Here is a 23,811-nt window from a genome sequence, read left to right as displayed (position 1 = left end):
CGCGGGGGCGGAACCGATCCTGAACACGTCCCCGCGGGGACAGAACGACCAAGAGGACATGCGGACGTGGTGACGATTGCAGTGATGTGGGACGAGGGCGCCGACCGGGCGCTGGGTCTGCCGGGCTATGAGACCTCGGGGGCGGCGGGCGCGGATCTGCGCGCCAACCTGCCCGACCGGGGCGAGATCAAACTGGCGCCGGGGGCGCGGGCGCTGGTGCCCACCGGACTTCGGCTGGCGATCCCCGAAGGCTGGGAGGTGCAGATCCGGCCACGCTCGGGGCTGGCGCTGAAGCATGGCATCACCCTGCCCAACAGCCCTGGCACCATCGACAGCGACTATCGCGGCCCGCTCGGGGTGATTGTGATGAATGCGGGCGAGGCGCCCTTTACCATCGCCCATGGCGACCGCATCGCGCAGATGGTGGCGGCGCCGGTGGTGCAGGCGGGCTTCGATCTGGTCGAGACCCTGCCCGAGACCGCGCGCGGCGCTGGCGGCTTCGGCTCGACGGGCGTCTCCTGATGCTTCTGGTCCTCGTCATCGCCGCGGCGATCTGGGGGCTGGGGCGGCTGATGGGCGCCTCGCGGCAGGCGCGGCTCTATATGTTGGGGCTGCTCTACGTGGCGCTTCTGGCACTGCACCTCGTGCTGCCTGACGGCCACCCGCTGCGCATGGCCACCGGTGAGAGCCCGGCGCTCTGGGCCATTCTCGGAGGCTTCGTGGCGCTGGCGCTGGCCTATGCGCAGGTGCTGCGCCGGGTCAAGGCGCGGGCCGTGGCGCAGGAGGAGGAGCGGGCACCCGCTGTGCCGGAGAAGCGGGGGCGGTTCGGCGAGGCGGAGCTCGAGCGCTACGCCCGCCATATCGTGCTGCGCGAGCTGGGTGGACCCGGGCAGAAGGCGTTGCGCGAGGCCAAGGTGCTGGTGATCGGGGCCGGGGGCCTCGGCGCGCCGGCGCTGCAATACCTCGCGGCCGCCGGGGTCGGCACCATCGGGGTGGTCGATGACGACGTCGTCGAGAACGCCAACCTGCAGCGGCAGGTGATCCACACCGATGACCGGATCGGCATGCCCAAGGTGTTCTCGGCGCAGGCGGCGATGGAGGCGCAGAACCCCTACGTCGAGGTGCGGCCCTATCACCGGCGGCTCGACGCGGAGAGCGCCGCGCTGCTTTTTGCCGAGTATGACGTGATCCTCGACGGCACCGACAATTTCGAGACCCGCTACCTCAGCAACCGGGCAGCGGTCGCGGCGGGCAAGCCTCTGGTCTCGGGCGCGCTGAGCCAGTGGGAGGGGCAGCTTTCGGTCTTTGATCCCGCCAGGGGCACGCCTTGCTACCAGTGCCTGTTCCCCGAGGCCCCGGCGCCGGGGCTGGCGCCCTCCTGCGCCGAGGCCGGTGTGCTGGGGCCCCTGCCGGGCGTGGTGGGCGCGATGATGGCGGTGGAGACGGTCAAGCTGATCGCCGGGGCGGGCCAGCCGCTGCTGTGCGAGATGCTGATCTATGACGCGCTCTGGGGCGAGACCCGGAAGATCGGGTTGAAACGGCGCGAGGGCTGCCCGATCTGCGGCTGAGCCGCGGGCAGCGCGCTTGGTCTCGTCGGTTTGGTGGGGCGGGGCGTTTCGACCCGGCGCTGCGCGCGTGTCCGCGGCGGATGCCTCCGGCGGGAGTATTTTTGACGAAGAGAAGCCAGGGGCGTTCGGCGGGGCGGAGGGGGCGCGCCTTTGTTCGCCCCGTCTACTGCGTTGTGCGTTTCGCGGGAGCCGCGCGGGGTGGCAGGGGGGCTGCCTCCGGTGGGAGTGTTTTTGACGAAGAGAAGATAGGGGCGTCCCGCGGTGACGGGATTGTTGTCTGCGGGCATTGTCGTGGCGGCGGGGCGGCCTTAGCTTTGGGGCAAAAGGAGTTCCGTACATGACCAACCCGCTGCTTGCCGACTGGGACACGCCGTTCCGGATCGCGCCCTTCGACCGTATCTCCGACGAGGATTTCGCCCCCGCCTTCGAGCAGGCGCTGGCGGCGCATCTGGCCGAAATCGAGTCCATCGCGGACAACCCGGAGCCGGCGAGCTTTGCCAACACGATCCTTGCGATGGAAGGCGCCGGCGAGTCGCTCGACAAGGTGCTGTCGGTGTTCTTCTCGGTGGCCGGCGCCGACAGCAACGACGCGCGGCAGGCGCTGCAGCGGGACGTCTCGCCGAAGCTCTCGGCGCACAGCTCTGCGATCTACGCCAACGCGCGCCTCTTCGGGCGCGTGGCCGATCTCTGGGCCCGGCGCGAGGAGCTGGGCCTGTCGGACGAGGAGGCGCGGGTGCTCTACCTCACACATCGCGGCTTCGTCCGTGCCGGCGCGGCGCTTGAAGGCGAAGAGGCGGAGCGCATGAAGGCGGTGAAGTCGCGGCTCGCAGTGCTCGGCACCGAGTTCACCCAGAACCTGCTCAAGGACGAGGCCTCGTGGTTCATGCCGCTGTCCGAGGCCGACCTCGACGGGCTGCCGGGCTTCGTGGTCGATGCGGCGCGCTCCGCCGGCGAGGCGCTTGGGCAGGAAGGGCCGGTGGTGACGCTGTCGCGCTCGCTGATCACGCCGTTTTTGCAATTCTGCCCGCGCCGGGATCTGCGGCAGACCGCGTTCGAGGCCTGGGCGGCGCGCGGCGCCAATGGTGGCGAGACCGACAACCGCAGCATCGCCGCGGAGGTGCTGGCGCTGCGCGAGGAGCGTGCCAAGCTGCTGGGCTACGCCGATTTCGCCTCCTACAAGCTCGAGACCGAGATGGCCGGGACGCCCGACCGGGTGCGCGAGCTGCTGATGCAGGTCTGGGAGCCCGCCCGGGCGCAGGCGCTGCGAGATGCGGCCGAGATGGAGGAGATGCTGCGCGAGGATGGCATCAACGACGCGCTTCAGCCCTGGGACTGGCGCTACTATGCCGAGAAGCGTCGTCGCGCGCTGCACGATCTCGACGAGGCCGAGCTCAAGCCCTACCTGCAGCTCGAGCGCATGATCGAGGCGGCCTTCACCTGCGCCAACCGGCTTTTCGGGCTGGAGTTCAAGCCGCTCGACGTGGCGCTCTATCACCCCGATTGCCGGGCCTGGGAGGTGACGCGCAACGGCGAGCATCTTGCGGTGTTCATCGGCGATTATTTCGCACGCGCGTCAAAGCGCTCGGGGGCGTGGTGCTCGGCGATGCGCAGCCAGGCCAAGCGGCCCAAGATCGAGACGCCGATCGTGGTCAACGTGTGCAATTTCGCCAAGCCGTCCAAGGGCAAGCCGGCGCTGCTGTCCTATGACGACGCGCGCACGCTGTTCCACGAGTTCGGCCACGCGCTGCACCAGATCCTGTCGGATGTTGACTTCGGCTCGGTCTCGGGCACGTCGGTGGCGCGCGATTTCGTAGAGCTGCCGAGCCAGCTCTACGAGCACTGGCTCGAGGTGCCGCGGGTGCTCGAGGAGTTTGCCACCCACGCCGAGACCGGCGCGCCGATGCCCAAGGCGCTGCTCGACAAGGTGCTGGCGGCGGCCACCTTCGACATGGGGTTCCAGACGGTGGAATACGTGGCCTCGGCTCTGGTTGACCTCGAGTTCCACTCCGGCACGGCGCCGGGTGATCCGATGGCGCGGCAGGCGGAGATCCTGCGCGGCATCGGCATGCCGCAGGCCATCACCATGCGCCACGCGACACCGCATTTCGCCCATGTCTTCGCCGGCGACGGCTATTCCAGCGGCTACTACAGCTACATGTGGTCCGAGGTGATGGACGCGGATGCCTTTGCCGCGTTCGAGGAGGCCGGCGATGCCTTCGATCCGGCGACAGCGGAGAAGCTCGAGCGCTTCATCCTCTCGAAGGGGGGCTCGCAGGAGGCGGAGGACCTCTACACCGCCTTCCGCGGCCGGATGCCCGGAGTCGAGGCGCTGCTCAAGGGGCGCGGGCTTGCTGCCTGATGTCAGAAGGGTTCGCGCGTCAGCGTGAACCCGTCTTCTTCCAGAAGCCGTGCCACGCCCGCGTGCCCCGGCAGATGGGCGGCGCCGAAGGCGGCGATCACCGGCCCTTCGGTGGTCGCGGCGGCCTCGAGGATTACCGGCAGCCAGTCGCGGTTGCGCTGCGCCAGCAGGGCCTCGTTGGTCTCGTCGAGCATGGTTTGCGCCTCATCCGGCGCGATCAGGTCGCTGCGCTGCATCAGGATGCCCGAGAGCGCCCACATCTCGCCGGGGCGCTCGTCGAAATAGGCGGCGACGGTGGTGGCCATGCCGTCGGCGCCCTGATCCTCGGTGGCGAGCGACAGCGACATCATCTCGACCTGCTCCTCGAGCGGGGCCTCGTTGAAGATACCGAAGGCGGTGTCGAAAGGCTCCAGCGGCAGGGTTGGCACGCCGGCGGCCTCGGCCAGTGCCTCGAGCCGCACGTCGAGCCCGTTCTGCTCCTTCATCGCGGCTTGGGCACAGGCCGGAATGGCCAGCATCATCGACAGGTACCAAGGCCGGAACTTGGATGCCATGACCGCGGGGATGCCACGGGCGCTGACCGCCTCGGAAAGCGCCTGCCAGTCATCCTCGGGCATGATCTCGGGCAGGGTGGTCTCGGTCAGTAGCAGGAGCTCGGGCCGCTCGGTCATCGCCTGCATGAGCCGCGCCTGTTCGGCCTGCGGCATCTCGAGCAGCAGCGCGCCGGCCTCGGCGATCACGGGGCGCAGCCGGTCGACGGGGCCGTCAAGGCGCGGATCGCTCAGGTGCATGGTGCCGATCAGGTGAATGACCTCGCCGTCCTTCTCGGCCCGCCAGTGATTGCCGGTGGCGTAGGGCATGGCGTCGAGCTCTGCGTCGAGCCGGGCCCGCTCGGCGGCGCTCAGGGTTTCGCGCAGATCGGTGCCCTCGCAGGCGGCATGGGCGGCGGGCGCGAGGGAGAGGCCGAGCAGGGCGGCAAGGATCAGGCGCATGGGGTCTCCGGGCTGGCGTGGCAACAGGCTCGGCGCAGGCTAGGGCAGGGGATGGACAGCGGCAAGCGGCGGGGCCACTGTCGGCGCCATGCAGCGGGAAAGTGAACTCTACGCGCCGGTGAAGGCGCTTCTGACGGGGCAGGGCTACGAGGTGAAGGGCGAGGTCGGCGCCGCCGATCTCGTGGCGATGCGTGGGCCGGAGCCGCCGGTGATCGTCGAGCTGAAGCTGAAGATCTCGCTGGCGCTGTTTCACCAGGCGGTGGCGCGGCTGACGGTGAGCGACGCGGTCTATATCGCGGTGCCCAAGCCTTCGGGGCGGACCGCGCGGCGGGCGCTGAAGGACAATCTCGCACTGTGCCGGCGGCTGGGGCTCGGCTTCATCGTGGTCAAGGAGGGCAGGGCCGAAGTGCTGTGCGATCCGGGGCCCTACGCGCCGCGCAAGAACAAGCGCAAGCAGGCGCGGCTCCTGCGGGAGTTCCAGCGCATCGAGGGCGACCCGAACGCCGGCGGCGCGACCCGGCACGGCATCGTTACCGGCTACCGGCAGGACGCGCTGCGCTGCGCCGCGCATCTGGCCGAGCACGGCGCCAGCCGGGGGCGCGACGTGGTCTCGGCGACCGGCGTGAAGGAGGCCACGCGGATCATGCGCGACAACCATTACGGTTGGTTCGACAAGGTCGAGACCGGTGTCTACGCGATCAGCGCGGCGGGCCGCGCCGGGCTCACCCACTGGGCCTATAGCTGGTAGCTCAGATCTCTTCGGTGCGGGCGGCGGCCTCGGCGGCCAGCGCCTGTTCTGCCTTGCGCTGGCGCCGCGCGACAACGCGCTCGCGGTTCAGCGTGTAGAGGCCCGAGGCCACGATGATGGCACAGCCGACCAGCGTCCAGAGGTCGGGAAGGTCGGCGAACAGCAGGAAGCCGTAGAGGGTGCTCCACAGGATCATCGAGTACTGCATCGGCGCGACCACCACCGCCTGCGCCACGTCGAGCGCGCGAATGATGAAGATCTCGCCGGTGGCGGCGCAGAGCGCCATCGCCGCGGCGACGAGCCAGATCCAGCCCTCGGTGGGCATCTCCCAGACGAAGGGGATGGGCAGGGTCAGCAGCGCTGTCGATGTGATCGAGGTATAGGCGACCGTGGTGGCGATGGTGTCGTCGCCGCTGAGCACCCGCGACAGGATCTGGCGGGTGGCAAAGGCGGTGGCGGCGGCGACGATGAGGAAGATCGCCGGGTGGAACACGCCCATGCCGGGACGGATCACGATCATCATGCCGAGAAAGCCCACCGCCACGGCGGCCCAGCGGCGCCAGCCGACCGGCTCCTTCAGGAACAGCCCGCCGATGACCGTGACGATGAACGGCGCGATGAAGGTCACGGCGGTGGCGTCGGCCAGCGGCACGTGCTGCACTGCGAGGATGAAAAAGGTGGCCGAACAGGTCGCCAGCACCCCCCGCGAGATCTGGGCCGCCGGATGCCGGGTTCGCATCACCTGAAACCCGCGCATCGCCAGCATCACGACGACACCCGAGAACAGCCCGAGCTGACGCATCCAGACGACCTGCAGCGGCGGCAGCTCGGTGGTCAGCAGCTTGGCCATGGCGTCGGTTGCGCCGAAGAAGAGGAACCCCAGCGTGATCAGCAGGATGCCCTTCATGTTGTCGGGGGCGGGACGGGCGGCGGCGTGCGGCACCTGAACGGATGCAGCGGGATGAATCGGCATGGCTGGCTCTTGGGCTGGGGGACGCGAATGCGCGTCGATTGGTATACCATTCCATGAAACGGGGCGGGATGCCATGCCGATTGCGCCGCTTGCCGTCCTTCGTGACACCGCCCTTGACCCGCTATCGGCAAATTTCGGCGCAGCCGCTTTTGTGCGGCGAATTCATTCATAGGTGAGGCTCGGGAGACGTTCGGAGAGAGGCGATTTTTCCGGACGGCCCCGTTGACACGACTCGCGACGGTCCCTAGCTATGCGCCATTAGCACTCAGAAGAGGTGAGTGCTAACGGCCCCGCAAGGGGCTGTTACTGGGACAAACTTTGAGCCAGGAGTACTCGAAGATGGCATTCAAACCGCTTCATGACCGCGTGCTGGTCCGCCGCGTTGAGAGCGACGAGAAGACCAAAGGTGGTCTGATCATCCCCGACAGCGCCAAGGAAAAGCCCGCCGAGGGCGTCGTGGTCGCATGTGGCGAAGGCGCACGCAAGGACAACGGCGAACTGATCTCGATGGCCGTGTCCGAAGGCGACCGCGTCCTGTTCGGCAAGTGGTCGGGCACCGAGGTCTCGATCGATGGCGAAGAGCTGCTGATCATGAAGGAATCGGACATTCTCGGCATCACTGCTGCTGCCTGAGATCCGCTTCCACGCACTGACCGGCGGGTGCGCCCGCCTATTCCCAACAGAATTCAGGAGAACTGACAGATGTCTGCAAAGGACGTGAAGTTCGATACCGACGCCCGCACGCGCATGCTCAAGGGTGTGAACATCCTCGCCGACGCGGTGAAGGTGACCCTCGGCCCGAAAGGCCGCAATGTCGTGCTCGACAAATCCTTCGGCGCACCGCGCATCACCAAGGACGGCGTGTCCGTGGCGAAGGAAATCGAGCTGGAAGACAAGTTCGAGAACATGGGCGCCCAGATGGTGAAGGAAGTCGCTTCCCGCACCAACGACGAAGCAGGCGACGGCACCACCACCGCCACCGTGCTGGCTCAGGCCATCGTCAAGGAAGGCATGAAGTCGGTCGCAGCGGGCATGAACCCGATGGACCTCAAGCGCGGCATCGACCTGGCGACTGCCAAGGTCGTCGAAGCGATCAAGGCAGCTGCCCGCCCGGTCAACGACTCGGGTGAAGTCGCTCAGGTCGGCACCATCTCCGCAAACGGCGAGGCCGAGATCGGCCGTCAGATCGCCGACGCGATGCAGAAGGTCGGCAACGAGGGTGTCATCACCGTCGAGGAGAACAAGGGCCTCGAGACCGAGACCGACGTCGTCGAAGGCATGCAGTTCGACCGCGGCTACCTGTCGCCCTACTTCGTGACCAACGCCGACAAGATGATTGCAGAGCTCGACGACTGCATGATCCTGCTGCACGAGAAGAAACTCTCGTCGCTGCAGCCGCTCGTGCCGCTGCTCGAGCAGGTGATCCAGTCGCAGAAGCCGCTGCTGATCATCGCGGAAGACGTCGAAGGCGAAGCGCTGGCGACCCTCGTGGTCAACAAGCTGCGCGGCGGCCTCAAGATCGCAGCCGTCAAGGCACCGGGCTTCGGCGACCGCCGCAAGGCCATGCTGCAGGACATCGCGATCCTGACCGGCGGCCAGGTGATCTCGGAAGATCTCGGCATGAAGCTCGAGTCCGTGACCATGGACATGCTCGGCACCGCGAAGACCGTGACCATCACCAAGGACGAGACCACCATCGTCGACGGCCACGGCGAGAAGGCAGAGATCGAGGCGCGCGTTTCGCAGATCCGCACCCAGATCGAAGAGACCTCCTCGGACTACGACCGTGAGAAGCTGCAAGAGCGCGTTGCCAAGCTGGCAGGCGGTGTTGCCGTGATCCGCGTCGGCGGCATGACCGAAGTGGAAGTGAAAGAGCGCAAGGACCGCGTCGATGACGCCCTGAACGCGACCCGCGCGGCCGTTCAGGAAGGCATCGTGGTCGGTGGCGGCGTTGCCCTGGTGCAGGGTGCCAAGGCCCTCGACGGCCTGGAAGGCGCCAACAGCGACCAGAACGCCGGTGTCACCATCGTGCGCAAGGCTCTGGAAGCACCGCTGCGTCAGATCGCCCAGAACGCGGGCGTCGACGGTTCGGTCGTGGCTGGCAAGATCCGCGAAAGCGAAGATCTGAAGTTCGGCTACAACGCCCAGACCGACGAATATGGCGACATGTTCAAGTTCGGCGTGATCGACCCGGCAAAGGTCGTCCGCACCGCTCTGGAAGACGCCGCTTCGATCGCGGGCCTGCTCATCACCACCGAGGCGATGGTTGCAGACAAGCCGCAGAAAGACGCCCCCGCAGCAATGCCCGACATGGGCGGCATGGGCGGCATGGGCGGCATGATGTAATCCGGTCGGCCTCCCTCTTGGGAGGCCACCGCGACCATCACGGTTGCCAAGTGCCTCGTTGCACGCAAAGGGCCCCTCTCGGGGCCCTTTGTCATGTCTGGCGCACGGGTTGGTTGCGGAAGGTGAAATTTGATCCTGCGTAAAGTGCCGGACATCCGCCGCTGCTACGCTCGCCTTGATGATTGCGGAGGGCGAGAGATGCCGAGACCTGTATTCCTTTTGACTTTATTGCTGTTTCTGCTGCCGGCATTGCCGTCTCTGGCGCAGGACAAAACCGAGAGTTTCGACCTTGGCGGCGACCGTTTCATCGCCGGGCGTATCGCTGCGATGTCCGAGCCCGGGGGCGCCGACGTGTTCCTTGCCGGCGAGCGGGTGACGCTCGAGGCCGAGATTACCGGCAGCGCGCACATGGCCGGACGCTGGGTCACTGTGTCCGGGCCGGTGGGGCAGGGGCTCTATGCCGCGGGGCAGGAGGTGCGGGTCGGGGCCGCGGTGACGGGCAATGCCACGCTGGCGGGCCAGCGGGTCGATGTGACCGCGCCGATCGGCGGCAACCTGCGGGTCTTCGGCTCGGAGATCACCCTCTCGGCGGCGATCGAGGGCACGCTGCTGGCAGGCGGTGAGTTTGTCGAGATCGACGGGCCGGTGACCGGCGACATTGCCCTGAGCGCCCGGGAGCTGCGCTTCGGGCCCGATGCGGCGATCTCTGGCACGCTGACGCTCTACGAGGACGACCCGGGCGAGATCATCGTGCCCGAGAGCGTGATTCCGGCGGACAGGGTCCAGCGGGAAGAGATCAGCGAGTGGGAGCCGATCCGCGAGGGCGGTTTCTGGCCCGGGGTGAAGGCTGTCATCAGCTTCGCCATCGGCGTGCTGCTCGTGGCGCTGGTTGCGGCGGCGGCCGCGGCGCTGATGCCGCAGACATTCGCCGCCATGCGGGCGCAGCTGCTGGGACACCCGTTCCGGACGCTGCTCACCGGCTTCATCGCGCAATCGACGGTGATCGGCGCGGGCATCCTGCTGGCGATGACCCTGATCGGCCTGCTGCTCACCCCGGCGGCGCTGTTCTTCGCCATTCTGGCCGGGCTCGCGGGCTACATCGTCGGCGCCTATGCGCTTGGCGTGGCCGCGCTGAAGCTCGCCGGGCAGGGCTTTCCGCACGAGGCGAAGCACCGCGCGCTGGCAGCGCTGGCGGGGGCGGTGATCGCGGCGCTGGTCGCGCTGATCCCGCTGATCGGCTGGATCGCGATCATGGCGCTGTCGTTGGCCGGGCTTGGCGCGGTCACACGGACGGCCTTCCCGCACCGGTTCCAGACCGCCGGCTGAGGGATGGCCCGGGCGCCATGCAGGGATTGCATGGCGCCTACTCCATCGGAACGAAGCGTCGATAGCTTCCGTTGTCTTTCCAAAGGATTGAAAGGAAAGCCAACGTGATGACCCGTTTCGAAAACAAGACCGTCATCGTCACCGGCGCGAGCTCTGGCATCGGCGCCGCCACCGCTCGCCGGTTCGGCCGCGAGGGCGCCAACGTGGTGCTGGTCTCGCGCACCCAGTCGAAGCTCGACAAGGTGGCGGAGGACATCCCCTCGGCCAAGGTGGTGCCCGCCGACCTGTCCACCAGGGAGGGCGTTGCGACCGCCGCCAAGGCCGCACGCGAGGCCTTTGGCCAGGTCGACGTGCTGGTCAATAACGCCGGCACCGCCGTCACCGGCAGCATCGAAGACGTGGACGAGGACGGCTTTGCCGAGGTCATGGAAACCGACGTCACCGGCGTCTGGCGCCTGACCAAGGCGCTCTGGGGCGATCTCAAGGCCACGAAAGGCAACGTGGTGATGACCTCGTCGGTCTCGGGCATCGGCGGCGACTGGAATATGCACGCCTACAACGCCGCCAAGGGCGCGGTGACCAACCTGACCCGGGCGCTGGCGCTCGACGCACGCAATAGCGGCGTGCGGGTCAACGCGGTCAACCCGAGCTTCACCAAGACCGAGCTCACCAGCGACATGCTCGAGAATGACGAGCTTGTGGCGAAATTCATGGAGCGGATCCCGCTGGGCCGGCCGGCCGAGCCCGAGGACATCGCCGACGTGATTGCCTTCCTCGCCTCGGACGACGCGCGCTTCGTCAACGGTGTGAACCTTCCGGTGGATGGCGGGCTTTCCGCCTCGAATGGTCAGCCGCCGCAGGCCTGAGCCCTTGATCCCGTGCCGCCCATGGTCTTCATGGGCGGCATGGATGGACCTGACGACTCGTTCGAGACGCCCCTCTGGGGAGAAAACCTGCGCGTGGCCGGGGTCGACGAGGTCGGCCGCGGCCCGCTTGCCGGCCCGGTGGTTGCCGCGGCGGTAGTGCTCGATCCGCTTTGCATCCCGCCCGGGCTAAACGACTCCAAGAAGCTCAGCGCGAAACGCCGGGCGCGGCTGGCAGGCTGGCTGCATGAATGTGCCGAGGTCAGCATCGGTGTCGCGACGGTCGAGGAGATCGACGAGCTCAACATCCTGCAGGCCTCGCTTCTCGCCATGCACCGGGCGGTGACCGGGCTGAAACGTCCTGCGCAACACGCGCTGGTAGACGGGCGTTTCATCCCGCCGCAGCTGCCCTGCCACGCCACGCCGATCATCAAGGGGGACGGGCGCTCGGTCAGCATCGCTGCCGCCTCGGTTGTCGCAAAATGCTATCGTGATCGCCTCATGCGGGACTTGGCGCAACAGCATCCCGGCTACGGCTGGGAGACCAACGCCGGCTATGGGTCGAAAAAGCACAAGGAGGCGCTCCAAAATCTGGGAGTGACCCCTCACCATAGGCGATCCTTCAAGCCGATACACAATATCTTGTGGCAAGCTAATTTCACAAGTGACTGATTCAAAAAAGAAATTGACCGCGAATCACCTTTGACTCAAAATTAGGGCCAACCAACGAGTGCAAAAGCACCATAGGGCTTGAGGCAAAGATGAACGCGATGACCAAACCGAAGAGCGCAGATGCGCTCCCTATCAACACGATTCTGGCCGGGGACTGCATCGAAATGATGAACAGTCTGCCTGCGGAGTCGGTGGATCTGATCTTTGCCGATCCACCCTACAACCTGCAATTGCGGGGTGATCTGCACCGGCCCGACAATAGCCGTGTCGACGCGGTCGACGATCACTGGGATCAGTTCGCGTCGTTCGAGGTCTACGATAGGTTCACCCGTGAGTGGCTCGCCGCCGCCAAGCGGCTGCTGAAGCCCAATGGTGCGATCTGGGTCATCGGTTCCTACCACAACATCTTCCGCGTCGGCGCGGCGCTGCAGGATGCCGGCTACTGGATCCTGAACGACGTCATCTGGCGCAAGTCCAACCCGATGCCGAACTTCCGCGGCAAGCGCTTCACCAACGCCCACGAGACGATGATCTGGGCGTCGAAGGGCGAGGGCGCCAAGTACACCTTCAACTACGAGGCGCTCAAGGCCCTGAACGAGGGCATCCAGATGCGCTCGGACTGGGTTCTGCCGATCTGCAACGGCGGCGAACGGCTGAAGGACGCCAATGGCGACAAGGCGCACCCGACGCAGAAGCCGGCAAGTCTGCTGCACCGTGTGCTCGTGGGCTCGACCAATCCCGGCGACGTGGTGCTCGACCCGTTCTTCGGCACCGGCACCACCGGCGCGGTGGCCAAGATGCTCGGCCGCGACTGGATCGGCATCGAGCGCGAGGCGGCCTATCGCGAAGTGGCCGAGCGCCGCATCGCCGACGTGCGCGCCTATGACCGCTCCTCGCTCGAGGTGACCCGGGCCAAGCGCGCCGAGCCGCGCGTGCCCTTCGGCCAGCTGGTCGAACGCGGCCTGCTGCGCCCCGGCGAGATGCTGGTCTCGGCCAATGGCAAGGTCGCCAAGGTGCGGGCCGACGGCACGCTTGTGGGCGACGACGTGAAAGGCTCGATCCATCAGGTCGGCGCGCATCTCGAAGGCGCGCCCTCGTGCAACGGCTGGACCTACTGGCATTTCCGCAAGGACGGCAAGGTCGTCCCGATCGACGTGCTGCGCCAGCAGATCCGTGCCGAGATGGCCGCCCGCCCGAACTGAGGCAGTCCGAACAATCGCAAGAACACCGCCGGTGCCTGTCTTCGCAGGCACTGACTGGCCCCGACTGCGCATGCAGCGGGGCCTCTTTTGGTCTGGGTCGCGGCGGCAACGTGGTGCCTGCGTCGACATGGATGCCACACACGCTCGCGGCATGGTCCCGCATCATGGCTGAAATCGTTGGGTAAAACCGGAATGAGGAACGGCACGGCTCTGATGCTGCCGGCAGTCATTCCGCAGGGTGCCACGTCGGAACGTCCGGACCATCGGATTGACCCTGTCGCGCGCTGAGGTCATTGGTGCGCAAACGGAGTATGTTCATGGATCTGCGCGCGATCTTCATGGGGCTGGCCTTTGCGGTCATGTGGTCCTCGGCCTTCAGCTCGGCCCGTATCATCGTCAGTGCCGCCCCGCCGATGGGCACGCTTGCGCTGCGCTTCCTGATCTCGGGATTGCTGGCGGTGGCGCTGGCCCGGCTGATGGGTCAGAGCTGGCGCCTGACGCGGGTCCAATGGCGCGCGACGATCATCTTCGGCATGTGCCAGAACGCCCTGTATCTGGGCCTGAATTTCGTTGCCATGCAGACCATCGAGGCGTCTCTGGCCTCGATCGTTGCCTCCACCATGCCGCTGATCGTGGCGCTGGTGAGCTGGATCTGGCTGGGCGAGCGGCTGCGCCCTGTGGGCTATGGCGGCCTGCTGGCCGGGGTGCTTGGCGTGACGCTGATCATGGGCGCGCGGCTGCAGGGCGGCGCCGACCCGTTCGGGGTGATGCTCTGCGTTCTGGGTATGCTGTCGCTGGCGGTGGCGACCCTGTCGGTGCGCGGCGCCATCGGTGGCGGCAACGTGATGATGATCGTGGGGCTGCAGATGCTGGTCGGCAGCGCGCTGCTCTGGCCTCTGGCGCTGGCGTTCGAGCAGCCCGAGGTGACGTGGTCGTGGGCGTTGATCGCGGCCTTCGCCTACACTGTTCTGGTTCCCGGTGTCGCGGCGACCTTTGTCTGGGTGCTTCTGGTCGAGCGCATCGGCGCCACGCGCGCCGCCACCTTCCACTTTCTGAACCCGTTCTTCGGTGTCGCCATCGCGGCGCTTCTGCTGGGTGAGCCGATGGGCCGGATGGATGTGGTCGGCGTTGCGATCATCACCGCCGGCATCCTCGCGGTTCAGCTGTCGCGAATGCCCGCGCGGCCGCCGCGTTAGAAGGGTTTGTTTACACCTGTCTGCTAGCTCACGTCCCGGCGCACCCGGCGCGCGTTTGGAACAGGAGCATAGCGGCAGTGATGAGACGTTTTTCCATCAGGATCCAGATCCTGGCCCTGGGCATGGTGTTCGTGCTGCTTCTGGCGGTCAGCGGCGTTCTGTCGTGGAACATGCAGAATACCGTTGCCCGGGACGTGCATTTCACCTTCGACGTGATCAAGCAGAACGAGCTGATCGCCTGGGTGCGCGAGGATCTCGAGCAGGCCCGCGCCGATCTCCTGCGCAGCGATGCCGGACAAGAGGGCGCTTTCGATAGCTTGATCGGCAACCTCGCAGAGGTCACCCGCGACATCGCCGCCTCGGATGGCGTGTTCAACGCGCCGGAGTCGCAACGTGCCCGACGTCTCGACTTCCACGAGCGTTTCGCCGGCGTCAGCGCCGATGTCGCCGCCCTGTCCGCGGACCTGCAGACCGCCGTCGGCACCCGGGCGGAGCGGGCCTTTGCCGATCTCGACATCGCGCCGTTCTACGAGCGGCTGGTGACGGTGATCGCGGAAGTGGACAGCATGCAGGAGGTTGTCCGCACACAGACCCTCGTGACCGAAGACGAGACCATCGACGCGGTGGAGCAGAGCCAGTGGCTGTTGGCTGTGTCGCTCGCAGGGGTGACAGCCATCTCCTTTCTTCTGGTCGTGATCTTCGGCCGCATGTTGGCGACACCCTTCAAGACCGCCGCCACATCGGTCGACCGCCTCGCAGAGGGCGATTACGATACCGAGATCGGCGGCACCGCCTATGGCGACGAGGCGGGCATGATCGCCCGCAACCTGGAGCAACTGCGCGACAAGCTCCGCGCAAGCGATGACGAGGCCGCGCGCGAGCGTGTCACCAACGAGCGTCGGACCGCCTTGTTTCGGGCGCTCGGCGCCGCGATGGGCGGGCTGTCCCAAGGCCGGGTCGAGTCACGGCTCGACACCTCGGAATGGTCCGATCTTGGCGAGAGCTACGAAGCGATCTGTAGCGACTTCAACGAATTGTCGGAGCAGATCGGAGATCTGATCTCGTCCCTGCGCGACTCTTCGGACATGGTGCAGCGCAATTCCCAGGAGCTGTCCTCGATGTCGACCGAGATGTCGCGCCGGTCCGAGGTGCAGGCCGCAACGCTCGAGGAATCGGCCGCCGCGCTCGAGCAGATGTCGAGCAGCGTGCGCGCCGCAGCGGAGCGCGCCGAGGAGGCCGACCAGCGCGCCGGGGCCGGTCGCCGCCGCGCCGAAGAGGGCGGCGCGGTGATGGAGCGGGCGCTGACGGCGATGAGCTCGATCGCGGCTTCCTCGGATCAGATCACGCAGATCATCGGGGTGATCGACGACATCGCCTTCCAGACGAACCTCCTGGCGCTGAACGCGGGGGTCGAGGCCGCCCGCGCCGGAGAAAGCGGCAAGGGCTTCTCGGTGGTCGCCTCCGAGGTGCGCTCTCTGGCGCAGCGGGCCTCCGAGTCGGCCCGCGAGATCAAGGCTCTGGTCTCGAACAGTTCGCAGCAGGTCAAGGATGGCGGCCAGCTGGTGGAGCAAACCGGTGAGACGCTGTCGGATATCGTGCGCTACGTGACCGAGGTCTCGGACATGGTGGGCGAGATCGCGTCCGCTGCCAAGGAGCAGGCGGCGGGTCTGCAGGAGATCAATGTCGGGGTCGCGGAGCTTGACAAGGTCACCCAGCAAAACGCCGCCATGGTGGGCGAGACGAGCTCTGCCAGCCAGCAACTCAGCAGCGAGGCCGATCGCCTGACGTCGCAGCTCAACCGGTTCATGGGGGCCGAAACCGGCGCCCTCGAAGAGGTCACGCCGGTGACCGCGCCAATCGGCGAACTCGAGGTGCCACCGCCGGCGACAAGCGAGGCACCCATGAAGCGCGCCGTCGGTGACAATGCCACGATGTGGGAGGAATTCTGACACACGGGGGGGCACGCGGTGAGGCGCTCGCGGTCCGCCCCGTCAGCAGGCCGAGCGGCCCGGCCCTGCAGGGCAGCGTTCCTGCAAAGCCATCCTCTCAGAATCGACGCGCTTCTGTGGATGTCATGACAGGTACTCGTTTGCCGAAGAAGAAGGGGCCGTCCAGAAAAACTGGATGGCCCCGCCGCCGCTTTTCGGACGTTCCCGATCGCAGAGGCCGCCCGGCCGTGTCAGCCGATCTTTCCGCGGTTCTCGCCGACCTGACCGCGGTGCAGCAGAAGGTGATCGAGGAGCACGCAGGCCACCATCGCCTCGCCCACCGGCACCGCCCGGATGCCGACGCAAGGGTCGTGACGGCCCTTGGTGATGATTTCCGCCTCTTCGCCGGACTTGGTGATCGTACGCCGCGGCGTGAGGATCGACGAGGTCGGCTTCACCGCGAAGCGCAGCACGATGTCCTGCCCGGTGGAGATCCCGCCAAGGATGCCGCCGGCATGGTTCGAGCTGTAGATCGGGCCATCCGGCCCCATGCTGATCTCGTCGGCATTCTCCGAGCCGCGCAGCACCGCCGAGGCCATGCCCTCGCCGATCTCCACCGCCTTCACGGCGTTGATCGACATCGCCGCCGCCGCGAGATCGGTGTCGAGCTTGCCATAGACCGGCGCGCCGAGCCCGGCGGGCACACCGCGCGCGACGACCTCGATCACCGCGCCGACGCTGTCGCCCGACTTGCGCAAATCGTCGAGATAGGCGGCCCAGGTCTCTGCCGCCTCGGCATCCGGGGTCCAGAACGGGTTCTGCGGGATCTGGGCGAAATCGATCTTGCTGCGGTCGATCTGGTGCGGGCCGACCTGCACCATGTAGCCGGTGATCTCGATCCCTGGCGCCAGCGTCTCGAGCGCGGCGCGCGCCAGCCCGCCTGCCGCGACCCGAGCGGCAGTCTCGCGCGCGGAGGAGCGTCCGCCGCCGCGATAATCGCGGATGCCGTATTTCTGCCAGTAGGTGATGTCGGCGTGACCCGGGCGGAACTTCTCGGCGATGTCGCCATAATCCTTCGACCGCTGGTCGGTGTTCTCGATCATCAGCTGCACCGGCGTGCCGGTGGTCTGGCCCTCGAACACGCCCGACAGGATGCGCACCGCATCGGGCTCGCGCCGCTGGGTGGTGAACTTGTTCTGCCCCGGCTTGCGCTTGTCGAGCCAGTGCTGGAGCATCGCCTCGTCCACCGCAACGCCCGGAGGGCAACCATCGACCGTCGCACCAAGCGCGGGCCCGTGGCTTTCGCCCCATGTGGTGACGCGGAACAGGTGGCCGAATGTGTTCATGCTCATGCGCGATCTCCTTTGTCCCGGCTTCCTGTAGGGCAGGGGCGGCGGCGTCTCAAGGGATTTCACCTTGCAAGGCCCCCCGTGCAAGACTAGGTCTTGCGATACCTCGGGGTGCCCGCACGGGCTGAGATGCATGACGCGAACCCGTTGAACCTGAACCGGTTGATACCGGCGGAGGGAAGGTGACGGCATCCTGCCCAGTCTTGCCCTCTCGCCGCAAGTCTGGAGGACGCCATGAAGGCCACCACCACTTTTGCAGCGGGACTTCTGACCGCCAGCGCCGCGCTGGCAGACACCCCGTGCTCACCGTCTATGCCGGCGACTACGTCGTCTCGGAATGGGGCCCCGCCCGAGATCGAGGAGATGTCGAGGCGAGTGCGGCTGCGACTGCAGTCAGCCCGCGACTGCTGCCGCGCATTCTGCTGGAGGGTGAGCGCACCGAGGCCGACGTGGTCTTCGGCCTCAACACGGATGTCACCAAACAGGCGCGCGAGAGCGGGCTGTTTGCACCGCACAATGTTGATTTGTCGCCTCTCACGCTGCCGATCGACTGGAGCGACGACGTCTTTCTGCCCTACAATTACGGTCACACCGCCTTCATCTACAACACCGAGCGGCTGGCCGAGCCGCCGGAGAGCTTCGACGCGCTGCTCGAGGCTCCCGATGATCTGAAGATCGTGATCCAGGACCCGCGCAGCTCGATCTCCGGGCTGGCGACGGTGCTCTGGGTGCAGTCGGTCTATGGCGATGGTGCCGAGGCCGCTTGGGAGAAGCTGGCGCCGAAGATCCTCACGGTGACCAAGGGCTGGTCCGAAAGCTATGGCCTGTTCACCGATGGCGAGGCCGACATGGTGATGAGCTACACCACGAGCCCGGCCTATCACATCATCGCCGAGGAGGATCGGACCAAGAAAGCCGCGATCTTCCCCGAGGGGCATTACTTCATGGTCGAGCTGGCCGCCAAGGTGGCAAGCACCGATCAGCCGGAACTGGCGGATCAATTCCTCGCGTTTACCTTGAGTGAACCGTTTCAGGAGATGATTGCCACGGGCAACTGGTCCTTCCCGGCAGCACTGCCGCGGGAGCAATGGCCGGAGGGGTTCAAGGAACTCGCGCTGCCCGAGGAGGTGCTGTTCTACTCCGAGGACGAGGCGGCGGCGCTGCGCGATGAGGCGGTCGAGGCATGGCGTCGCGCGCTGTCGCGCTGAGCCGGGGCTCTGCTGCCGCCTGGCTTGCCGGTCTGGCGGTGGCGGCGCTGACGCTCGGGCCGGTGGCGGCGGTACTGGTGCGGGCCGGGGGCTGGGGCGATCTTGGCCCCGGCGACTGGCAGGCGCTGCGCTTCACGCTGCTGCAGGCTCTGGCCTCTGCGGGGGCGAGCGTCGCCCTTGCGGTGCCGGTCGCGCGGGCACTGGCGCGGCGGCGGTTTCGCGGCCGTGGCGCTCTGGTGGCGCTGATGGGGGCGCCGTTCATCCTGCCGGTGATCGTCGCCGTGCTCGGGCTCATTGCGGTGTTCGGGCAGAACGGGCTGGCAAACGCTGCGCTCAGGGCACTGGGGCTGCCGGAGATGACGATCTATGGCATCCACGGCGTGATCCTCGCGCATGTGTTCTTCAACCTGCCGCTGGCGGTGCGGCTGTTGTTGCAGGGCTGGCTGGCAATCCCGGCCGAGCGCTTCCGTCTGACGGCTTCGCTCGGGCTGTCGCCGTGGGCAATGTTCCGGGTGCTCGAGGCACCGATGCTGCTGCGCATCGCGCCGGGGGCGTTTGCGGTGATCTTCGTTATTTGCCTGTCGAGCTTTGCCGTGGCGCTGACGCTCGGGGGCGGGCCGCGGGCCACCACGGTCGAGTTGGCGATCTATCAGGCGGTGCGGTTCGATTTCGACCTCGGGCGCGCGGCGCTGCTGTCGGTGATCCAGCTGGCGCTGGCTCTGACGGCCGGGCTCGTGGCGCTGCGGCTGGGCGCTGGCAGCGGCTTTGGTGCCGGGCTCGACCGGGTGGCGCGGCGATGGGACGGGCGGGGCCGGCTGGCGCGCCTCGCTGACGGGCTGTGGATCGTACTGGCGGCGGGGTTCCTGCTCACGCCGCTGGCCATGGTGGCTCTGCGCGGGCTGCCCGGGCTCACCGCGATGGGGCCGGGCACATGGGAGGCAGCGCTCAATTCCGTCACCGTGGCGCTGATCTCGACGGCGCTCTGCATCGCTTGGGCGTTGCCACTGGCGACGCGCGGCGGCGAGCTGGTGGGGCTCGCGGGCATCGCGCTCTCGCCGCTGGTGCTGGGGACCGGGCTGTTCCTGATCGTGCGCCCTTACGCGAACCCGTTCGCGCTGGCGCTGCCGGTCACCATGGTGGTGAACGCGCTGGTGGCGCTGCCCTTTGCGCTGCGCATCCTGCGTCCGGAGGCCGAGGCGGTGCGGGCAGACTATGGCCGACTGGCGCTGGCTTTGGGCCTGACTCGGATGGCTTGGCTGCGTTTGGTCTTTCTGCCGCGGCTGCGGCGGCCGCTGGGCTTTGCCGCGGGGCTGACGGCGGCCCTGTCGATGGGCGATCTCGGCGTCATCGCGCTGTTCGCCGATCCCGACCGTGCGACGCTGCCACTGCAGGTCTACCGGCTGATGGGCTCCTACCAGATGCAGGCGGCGGCGGGTGCGGCGCTTCTGCTTCTGCTGCTGAGCTTCGGCGCGTTCTGGATTTTCGACCGGGGAGGGCGGGTCAATGCTGACGCTTGAGGGCATACGCTACGGCGACGGGGCGTTCTCGCTCGCGGCGGATCTGCGCCTGTCCCCCGGTGGCCGCGTGGCGGTCATCGGCCCGTCAGGCGCGGGCAAGTCGACGCTGCTCGATCTCATTGCCGGGTTTCGCCGTCCCGATGCCGGCCGGCTGCTTTGGCAGGGGCGCGACATCACTGCCGCGCCGCCGGATCGGCGCCCGGTGGCGACGCTGTTCCAGGAGAACAACCTGTTCCCGCATCTCGACCTCGCGCGCAATCTCGGGCTGGCGTTGCGGCCCGATGGCGGGCGGCTCCGGGCGGATGAGCGCCGCGAGGTCGAGCGCGCGCTTGACCGGGTGGGGCTGCAGGGCCTTGGCGATCGCAAGCCGGGCGCCCTCTCGGGCGGGCAGCAGAGCCGGGCGGCGCTGGCGCGGGTGCTGCTGCAGGCCCGGCCGATCATCGCGCTCGACGAGCCCTTCGCGGCGCTGGGGCCGGCGCTGAAGGGTGAGATGCTGGATCTGGTGCGCGGCGTTGCCAAGGAGCTGGGGGCGCTGGTGTTGATGGTCAGCCACGATCCCGAGGATGCCAAGCGCTTCGCCGGTGAGGTGGTGCTGGTGGCCGACGGCGTGGCCGCGGCGCCGGTGGCCACGACACGTCTGTTCGAAGAGCCGCCGGAGGCGCTGCGGCGCTATCTCGGCCGCTGAGCGGTGCGCGCCTCAGGCGCCTTGGGGATACCGTCGGCCAACAAAAAAGCCCCGCGCGATGCGCGGGGCTTTCTCTTTGTGCGGCAGGCGCGATCAGTCGTGCTTGTGCTTGATCGGGCGCCAGATGCGCTTGTTGGTGAGGTAGAGCAGCACCGAGAGCACGGCGAGGAAGATCACGCCGGCGAAACCGGCCTGCTTGCGCGCCATCATCTTGGGCTCTGCCGTCCACATCAGGAAGGCCGCCACGTCCTTCGCCTCGTTCTCGAGCGAGTTCGGGTGGCCGCCGTTATACTCCACGTCCTCGCCCATCAGCGGCGGGGCCATGGAGATCCAGCCGCCCGGGAAGGCGTGGTTCTCGTAGAAGGTGGTGCCGGCCTCGACCTTCTCTTCGCCGGTGTAGCCGGTGAGGATCGAGGCGATGTACTCGGCGCCGCCCATGCCGTTGAAGAGCTGGCTCAGGCCGGTGCCGTAGGGGCCGTGGAAGCCTGCACGCGCCTTGGCCATCAGCGACAGGTCGGGGGCGCCGACGCCGTCATTGACCGGGAAGTGGTCGGTGGGGATCGCCGGGCGGAAATCCTCGAGCTCTTCGTCGTAGATCTCGAAGTTCTGCTCCGCGTAGGCGCGCACCTCGTCTTCCGAGAAGTGCGGGCCGCCCTCGTCGCCGAGGGTGCGGAACGGCACGTAGCGAAGACCGTGGCAGGCCGAGCAGACCTCGGTATAGACCTGCAGGCCGCGCTGCAGCTGGTCCTGGTCGAAGGCGCCAAACGGGCCTTCGAAGGAGAAGCTGTAATCCTCGACATGGCCCATGTCGCCGGCGGCAAAGGCGCCGCCGGTGGCCAGGCCGAGGGCCATCGCGGTCGAAAGGGCAAGTTTCTTGAACATGGTCATCTGTCCTTTCTGTCTCACTCTGCCGGGGTCGTGGCGGAGGAGCCGGTTTCCGAGGTCTTGCCGTAATGGGCCTCGAAATCTTCCTCGATGGTCGCGGGTTGCGGCAGCGGCTTCTCGAACACGCCGAGCAGCGGCAGGATCACGAAGAAGTAGCCGAACCAGTAGGCCGAGCCGATCAGCGAGAAGCTGGCATAGGGCTCTTCGGCGGGCATGGCACCGAGCCACATCAGCGCGATGAAGTCGATGACCAGCAGCCAGAACCACCACTTGAACTGCGGGCGGTACTTGCCCGAGCGCACCGAGGAGGTGTCGAGCCAGGGCGCCAGCGCCATGGCGATGATGGCCCCGAACATGGCCAGCACGCCGAAGAACTTGGCGTCGATGATGCCGCCCGTCAGGAACGAGGCGATCTGCACGACCCAGACTTCCGAGGTGAAGGCACGCAGGATGGCGTAGAACGGTAGGAAGTACCATTCCGGAACGATGTGCGCGGGCGTCGAGAGCGGGTTGGCCTCGATGTAGTTGTCGGGGTGGCCGAGGTAGTTCGGCATGAAGCCGACGATGGCCCAGAACACCGCGAGGATCAGCGCGAGCGCGAACAGGTCCTTGATGACGTAGTAGGGCCAGAACGGAACCGTGTCCTTCTCGGCCTCGGCCTTGGAGCCGCGACGGACGTCAACACCGGTGGGGTTGTTGTTGCCGGTCGAGTGGAAGGCCCAGATGTGCACCGCCACCAGCGCCGCGATGACGAAGGGCAGCAGGTAGTGCAGCGAGAAGAAGCGGTTCAGCGTGGCGTTGTCGACCGCCGGTCCGCCCAGCAGCCAGGTCTGGATCGGCTCGCCGATGAACGGGATCGCGCCGAACAGGCCGGTGATCACCGTGGCGCCCCAGAACGACATCTGGCCCCAGGGCAGAACGTAGCCCATGAACGCGGTGCCCATCATGCACAGATAGATGAGCATGCCGATGATCCAGGTGACCTCGCGCGGGCTCTTGTAGGAGCCGTAGTAGAGGCCACGGAAGATGTGCAGGTAGACCGCGACGAAGAACAGCGAGGCGCCGTTCATGTGCAGGTAGCGGATCATGTAGCCACCGTTCACGTCGCGCATGATGTGCTCGATCGAGGCGAAGGCCATGTCGACGTGCGGCGTGTAGTGCATGACCAGCACGATGCCGGTGATGATCTGCAGCGCCAGGCAGAAGGTGAGGACGATCCCCCAGATCCACATCCAGTTCAGGTTCTTGGGCGTGGGGATCATGATGGTGTCGTAGAGAAGTCCGACGATCGGCAGGCGCTTGTGCAGCCAGCGCTCGGGGCCGGTCTTCGGTTCGTAATGGTCGTGCGGAATACCCGACATCTAGATGCCTCCCTTATCCCAGCAGAATGGTGGTTTCTTCGACGAATTCCGCCGTGGGAACCGGGAGGTTCTGCGGGGCGGGGCCTTTGCGGATGCGACCGGCCGTGTCGTAGTGCGAGCCGTGGCAGGGGCAGAACCAGCCGCCGACGCCACCGGCGGTGTATTCGCCGGCATTGCCCAGCGGCACGCAGCCGAGGTGGGTGCAGACACCCATCATCACCAGCCATTCGCCGGTCTCGTCGAGCGCGCGGTTGGCGTCGGTCGCGTCAGCGCCTTCGGGGATGTTTGGGTTGCGCGCCACCGGATCGACCAGTTCGCTCATCTCGACGCCCTGCGCGGCCTCGATCTCGGCCTCGGTGCGGCGGCGGATGAACACCGGCTTGCCGAGATACTGAACGGTCAGCTGGGTGCCGGTCTCGACGCCCGAGACATCGACGCGGATCGTGCTCAGCGCGCGCACGTCGGCGGACGGGTTCATCTGGTTGACCAGCGGCCAGACGGCTGCGCCGGCAGTGACGGCGCCCGCACCGGCGGTGGCATAGTAGAGGAAGTCCCTCCGAGTGCCTTCGTGATCTTCTGCTTGTGTCACGGGGTAATCTCCATTCCTCACGGCCTTTTGCTGGCCATAATAGC

The 23,811-nt window shown here is 67.1% G+C and carries 21 protein-coding genes and 1 riboswitch; of the genes, 15 read left to right on the top strand and 6 right to left on the bottom strand.

Annotated features, from left to right (window positions below; translation table 11 throughout):
• The first annotated feature begins 84 nt into the window (after positions 1 to 84).
• From dut to R2601_RS02310, 3 genes are all read left to right on the top strand, one after another.
• Positions 85 to 522, top strand: a complete 438-nt coding sequence (gene dut, locus R2601_RS02320) for a dUTP diphosphatase (RefSeq protein ID WP_007792945.1) — start codon at positions 85 to 87, stop codon at positions 520 to 522.
• Positions 522 to 1,568 carry a HesA/MoeB/ThiF family protein gene (locus R2601_RS02315; protein ID WP_007792943.1) on the top strand — a complete coding sequence of 349 codons (1,047 nt, stop codon included), beginning with the start codon at positions 522 to 524 and terminating at the stop codon, positions 1,566 to 1,568. The genes dut and R2601_RS02315 overlap by 1 nt, the downstream gene beginning before the upstream one ends.
• Positions 1,569 to 1,905: 337 nt before the next feature.
• Positions 1,906 to 3,927, top strand: a complete 2,022-nt coding sequence (locus R2601_RS02310) for a M3 family metallopeptidase (RefSeq protein ID WP_007792941.1) — start codon at positions 1,906 to 1,908, stop codon at positions 3,925 to 3,927.
• A 2-nt stretch (positions 3,928 to 3,929) separates the two neighbouring features.
• Here the strand turns inward: R2601_RS02310 and R2601_RS02305 are convergent, their stop codons facing one another.
• Positions 3,930 to 4,919, bottom strand: coding sequence for a TraB/GumN family protein (locus tag R2601_RS02305; protein ID WP_007792939.1), 990 nt, complete (start codon positions 4,917 to 4,919; stop codon positions 3,930 to 3,932).
• Between the two features lie 88 nt (positions 4,920 to 5,007).
• Here R2601_RS02305 and R2601_RS02300 point away from each other — a divergent pair, with 88 nt between their 5' ends.
• A complete protein-coding gene (locus tag R2601_RS02300; protein ID WP_007792936.1) occupies positions 5,008 to 5,667 on the top strand; it encodes a DUF2161 domain-containing phosphodiesterase in 660 nt (219 codons plus the stop codon).
• 1 nt (position 5,668) lies between these two features.
• Here R2601_RS02300 and R2601_RS02295 read toward each other — a convergent pair whose 3' ends face one another.
• Entirely contained in the window at positions 5,669 to 6,640 is a 972-nt protein-coding gene (locus R2601_RS02295; RefSeq protein WP_007792934.1) for a DMT family transporter, read from the bottom strand.
• Between the two features lie 339 nt (positions 6,641 to 6,979).
• Between R2601_RS02295 and R2601_RS02290 the strand changes: the two genes are divergently transcribed.
• The 8 genes from R2601_RS02290 (at position 6,980) to R2601_RS02255 (ending at position 16,194) form a co-directional block, all read left to right on the top strand.
• On the top strand, positions 6,980 to 7,273 hold the full coding sequence (locus R2601_RS02290) for a co-chaperone GroES (RefSeq protein ID WP_007792931.1): 294 nt from the start codon (positions 6,980 to 6,982) through the stop codon (positions 7,271 to 7,273).
• 69 nt (positions 7,274 to 7,342) lie between these two features.
• Positions 7,343 to 8,986 carry a chaperonin GroEL gene (gene groL, locus R2601_RS02285; RefSeq protein ID WP_007792929.1) on the top strand — a complete coding sequence of 548 codons (1,644 nt, stop codon included), beginning with the start codon at positions 7,343 to 7,345 and terminating at the stop codon, positions 8,984 to 8,986.
• 198 nt (positions 8,987 to 9,184) lie between these two features.
• Positions 9,185 to 10,312 carry a DUF8173 domain-containing protein gene (locus R2601_RS26745; RefSeq protein ID WP_154657513.1) on the top strand — a complete coding sequence of 376 codons (1,128 nt, stop codon included), beginning with the start codon at positions 9,185 to 9,187 and terminating at the stop codon, positions 10,310 to 10,312.
• Positions 10,313 to 10,419: 107 nt separating this feature from the next.
• The gene (gene budC, locus R2601_RS02275; protein ID WP_007792923.1) at positions 10,420 to 11,178 is read left to right on the top strand and encodes a meso-2,3-butanediol dehydrogenase; all 759 of its coding nucleotides are present in this window, start codon (positions 10,420 to 10,422) and stop codon (positions 11,176 to 11,178) included.
• Positions 11,179 to 11,199: 21 nt separating this feature from the next.
• Positions 11,200 to 11,847, top strand: a complete 648-nt coding sequence (rnhB, locus tag R2601_RS02270) for a ribonuclease HII (RefSeq protein WP_007792920.1) — start codon at positions 11,200 to 11,202, stop codon at positions 11,845 to 11,847.
• A gap of 89 nt (positions 11,848 to 11,936) precedes the next feature.
• On the top strand, positions 11,937 to 13,049 hold the full coding sequence (locus R2601_RS02265) for a site-specific DNA-methyltransferase (RefSeq protein WP_040544294.1): 1,113 nt from the start codon (positions 11,937 to 11,939) through the stop codon (positions 13,047 to 13,049).
• Positions 13,050 to 13,366: 317 nt separating this feature from the next.
• Positions 13,367 to 14,245, top strand: a complete 879-nt coding sequence (locus R2601_RS02260) for a DMT family transporter (RefSeq protein ID WP_007792913.1) — start codon at positions 13,367 to 13,369, stop codon at positions 14,243 to 14,245.
• 80 nt (positions 14,246 to 14,325) lie between these two features.
• Complete coding sequence (locus R2601_RS02255) at positions 14,326 to 16,194, top strand: methyl-accepting chemotaxis protein (RefSeq protein WP_007792910.1); 1,869 nt, start codon at positions 14,326 to 14,328, stop codon at positions 16,192 to 16,194.
• A gap of 230 nt (positions 16,195 to 16,424) precedes the next feature.
• On the opposite strand, the gene aroC is transcribed toward R2601_RS02255, so the two are convergent.
• Positions 16,425 to 17,525 carry a chorismate synthase gene (gene aroC, locus R2601_RS02250; RefSeq protein ID WP_007792907.1) on the bottom strand — a complete coding sequence of 367 codons (1,101 nt, stop codon included), beginning with the start codon at positions 17,523 to 17,525 and terminating at the stop codon, positions 16,425 to 16,427.
• 94 nt (positions 17,526 to 17,619) lie between these two features.
• Positions 17,620 to 17,719: riboswitch (TPP riboswitch) on the top strand.
• Between the two features lie 102 nt (positions 17,720 to 17,821).
• On the opposite strand from aroC, the gene R2601_RS02245 reads away from it, so the two are divergent.
• From R2601_RS02245 to R2601_RS02235, 3 genes are read left to right on the top strand one after another with little or no spacing between them, the layout of a single operon-like run.
• Complete coding sequence (locus tag R2601_RS02245) at positions 17,822 to 18,730, top strand: thiamine ABC transporter substrate-binding protein (protein WP_007792904.1); 909 nt, start codon at positions 17,822 to 17,824, stop codon at positions 18,728 to 18,730.
• Positions 18,706 to 20,247, top strand: coding sequence for a thiamine/thiamine pyrophosphate ABC transporter permease ThiP (locus R2601_RS02240; protein WP_007792902.1), 1,542 nt, complete (start codon positions 18,706 to 18,708; stop codon positions 20,245 to 20,247). Before R2601_RS02245 ends, R2601_RS02240 begins: the two co-directional genes overlap by 25 nt.
• Positions 20,234 to 20,932 (top strand): thiamine ABC transporter ATP-binding protein, encoded by a 699-nt coding sequence (locus tag R2601_RS02235; protein ID WP_007792899.1) that lies wholly within the window; start codon positions 20,234 to 20,236, stop codon positions 20,930 to 20,932. The genes R2601_RS02240 and R2601_RS02235 overlap by 14 nt, the downstream gene beginning before the upstream one ends.
• 93 nt (positions 20,933 to 21,025) lie before the next feature.
• Here the strand turns inward: R2601_RS02235 and R2601_RS02230 are convergent, their stop codons facing one another.
• From R2601_RS02230 to petA, 3 genes are read right to left on the bottom strand one after another with little or no spacing between them, the layout of a single operon-like run.
• Positions 21,026 to 21,814 carry a cytochrome c1 gene (locus R2601_RS02230; RefSeq protein WP_040545024.1) on the bottom strand — a complete coding sequence of 263 codons (789 nt, stop codon included), beginning with the start codon at positions 21,812 to 21,814 and terminating at the stop codon, positions 21,026 to 21,028.
• 20 nt (positions 21,815 to 21,834) lie between these two features.
• On the bottom strand, positions 21,835 to 23,178 hold the full coding sequence (petB, locus tag R2601_RS02225) for a cytochrome b (RefSeq protein ID WP_007792892.1): 1,344 nt from the start codon (positions 23,176 to 23,178) through the stop codon (positions 21,835 to 21,837).
• Positions 23,179 to 23,191: 13 nt separating this feature from the next.
• Complete coding sequence (petA, locus tag R2601_RS02220) at positions 23,192 to 23,767, bottom strand: ubiquinol-cytochrome c reductase iron-sulfur subunit (RefSeq protein WP_007792890.1); 576 nt, start codon at positions 23,765 to 23,767, stop codon at positions 23,192 to 23,194.
• Between the last annotated feature and the right edge of the window lie 44 nt (positions 23,768 to 23,811).

The sequence above is a fragment of the Salipiger bermudensis HTCC2601 genome (genome assembly GCF_000153725.1).
GTDB classification, from domain to species: Bacteria; Pseudomonadota; Alphaproteobacteria; order Rhodobacterales; family Rhodobacteraceae; genus Salipiger; species Salipiger bermudensis.
The sequence above is the reverse complement of the archived record's forward strand: the minus strand, read 5'-3'. Positions and strand labels throughout refer to the sequence as shown.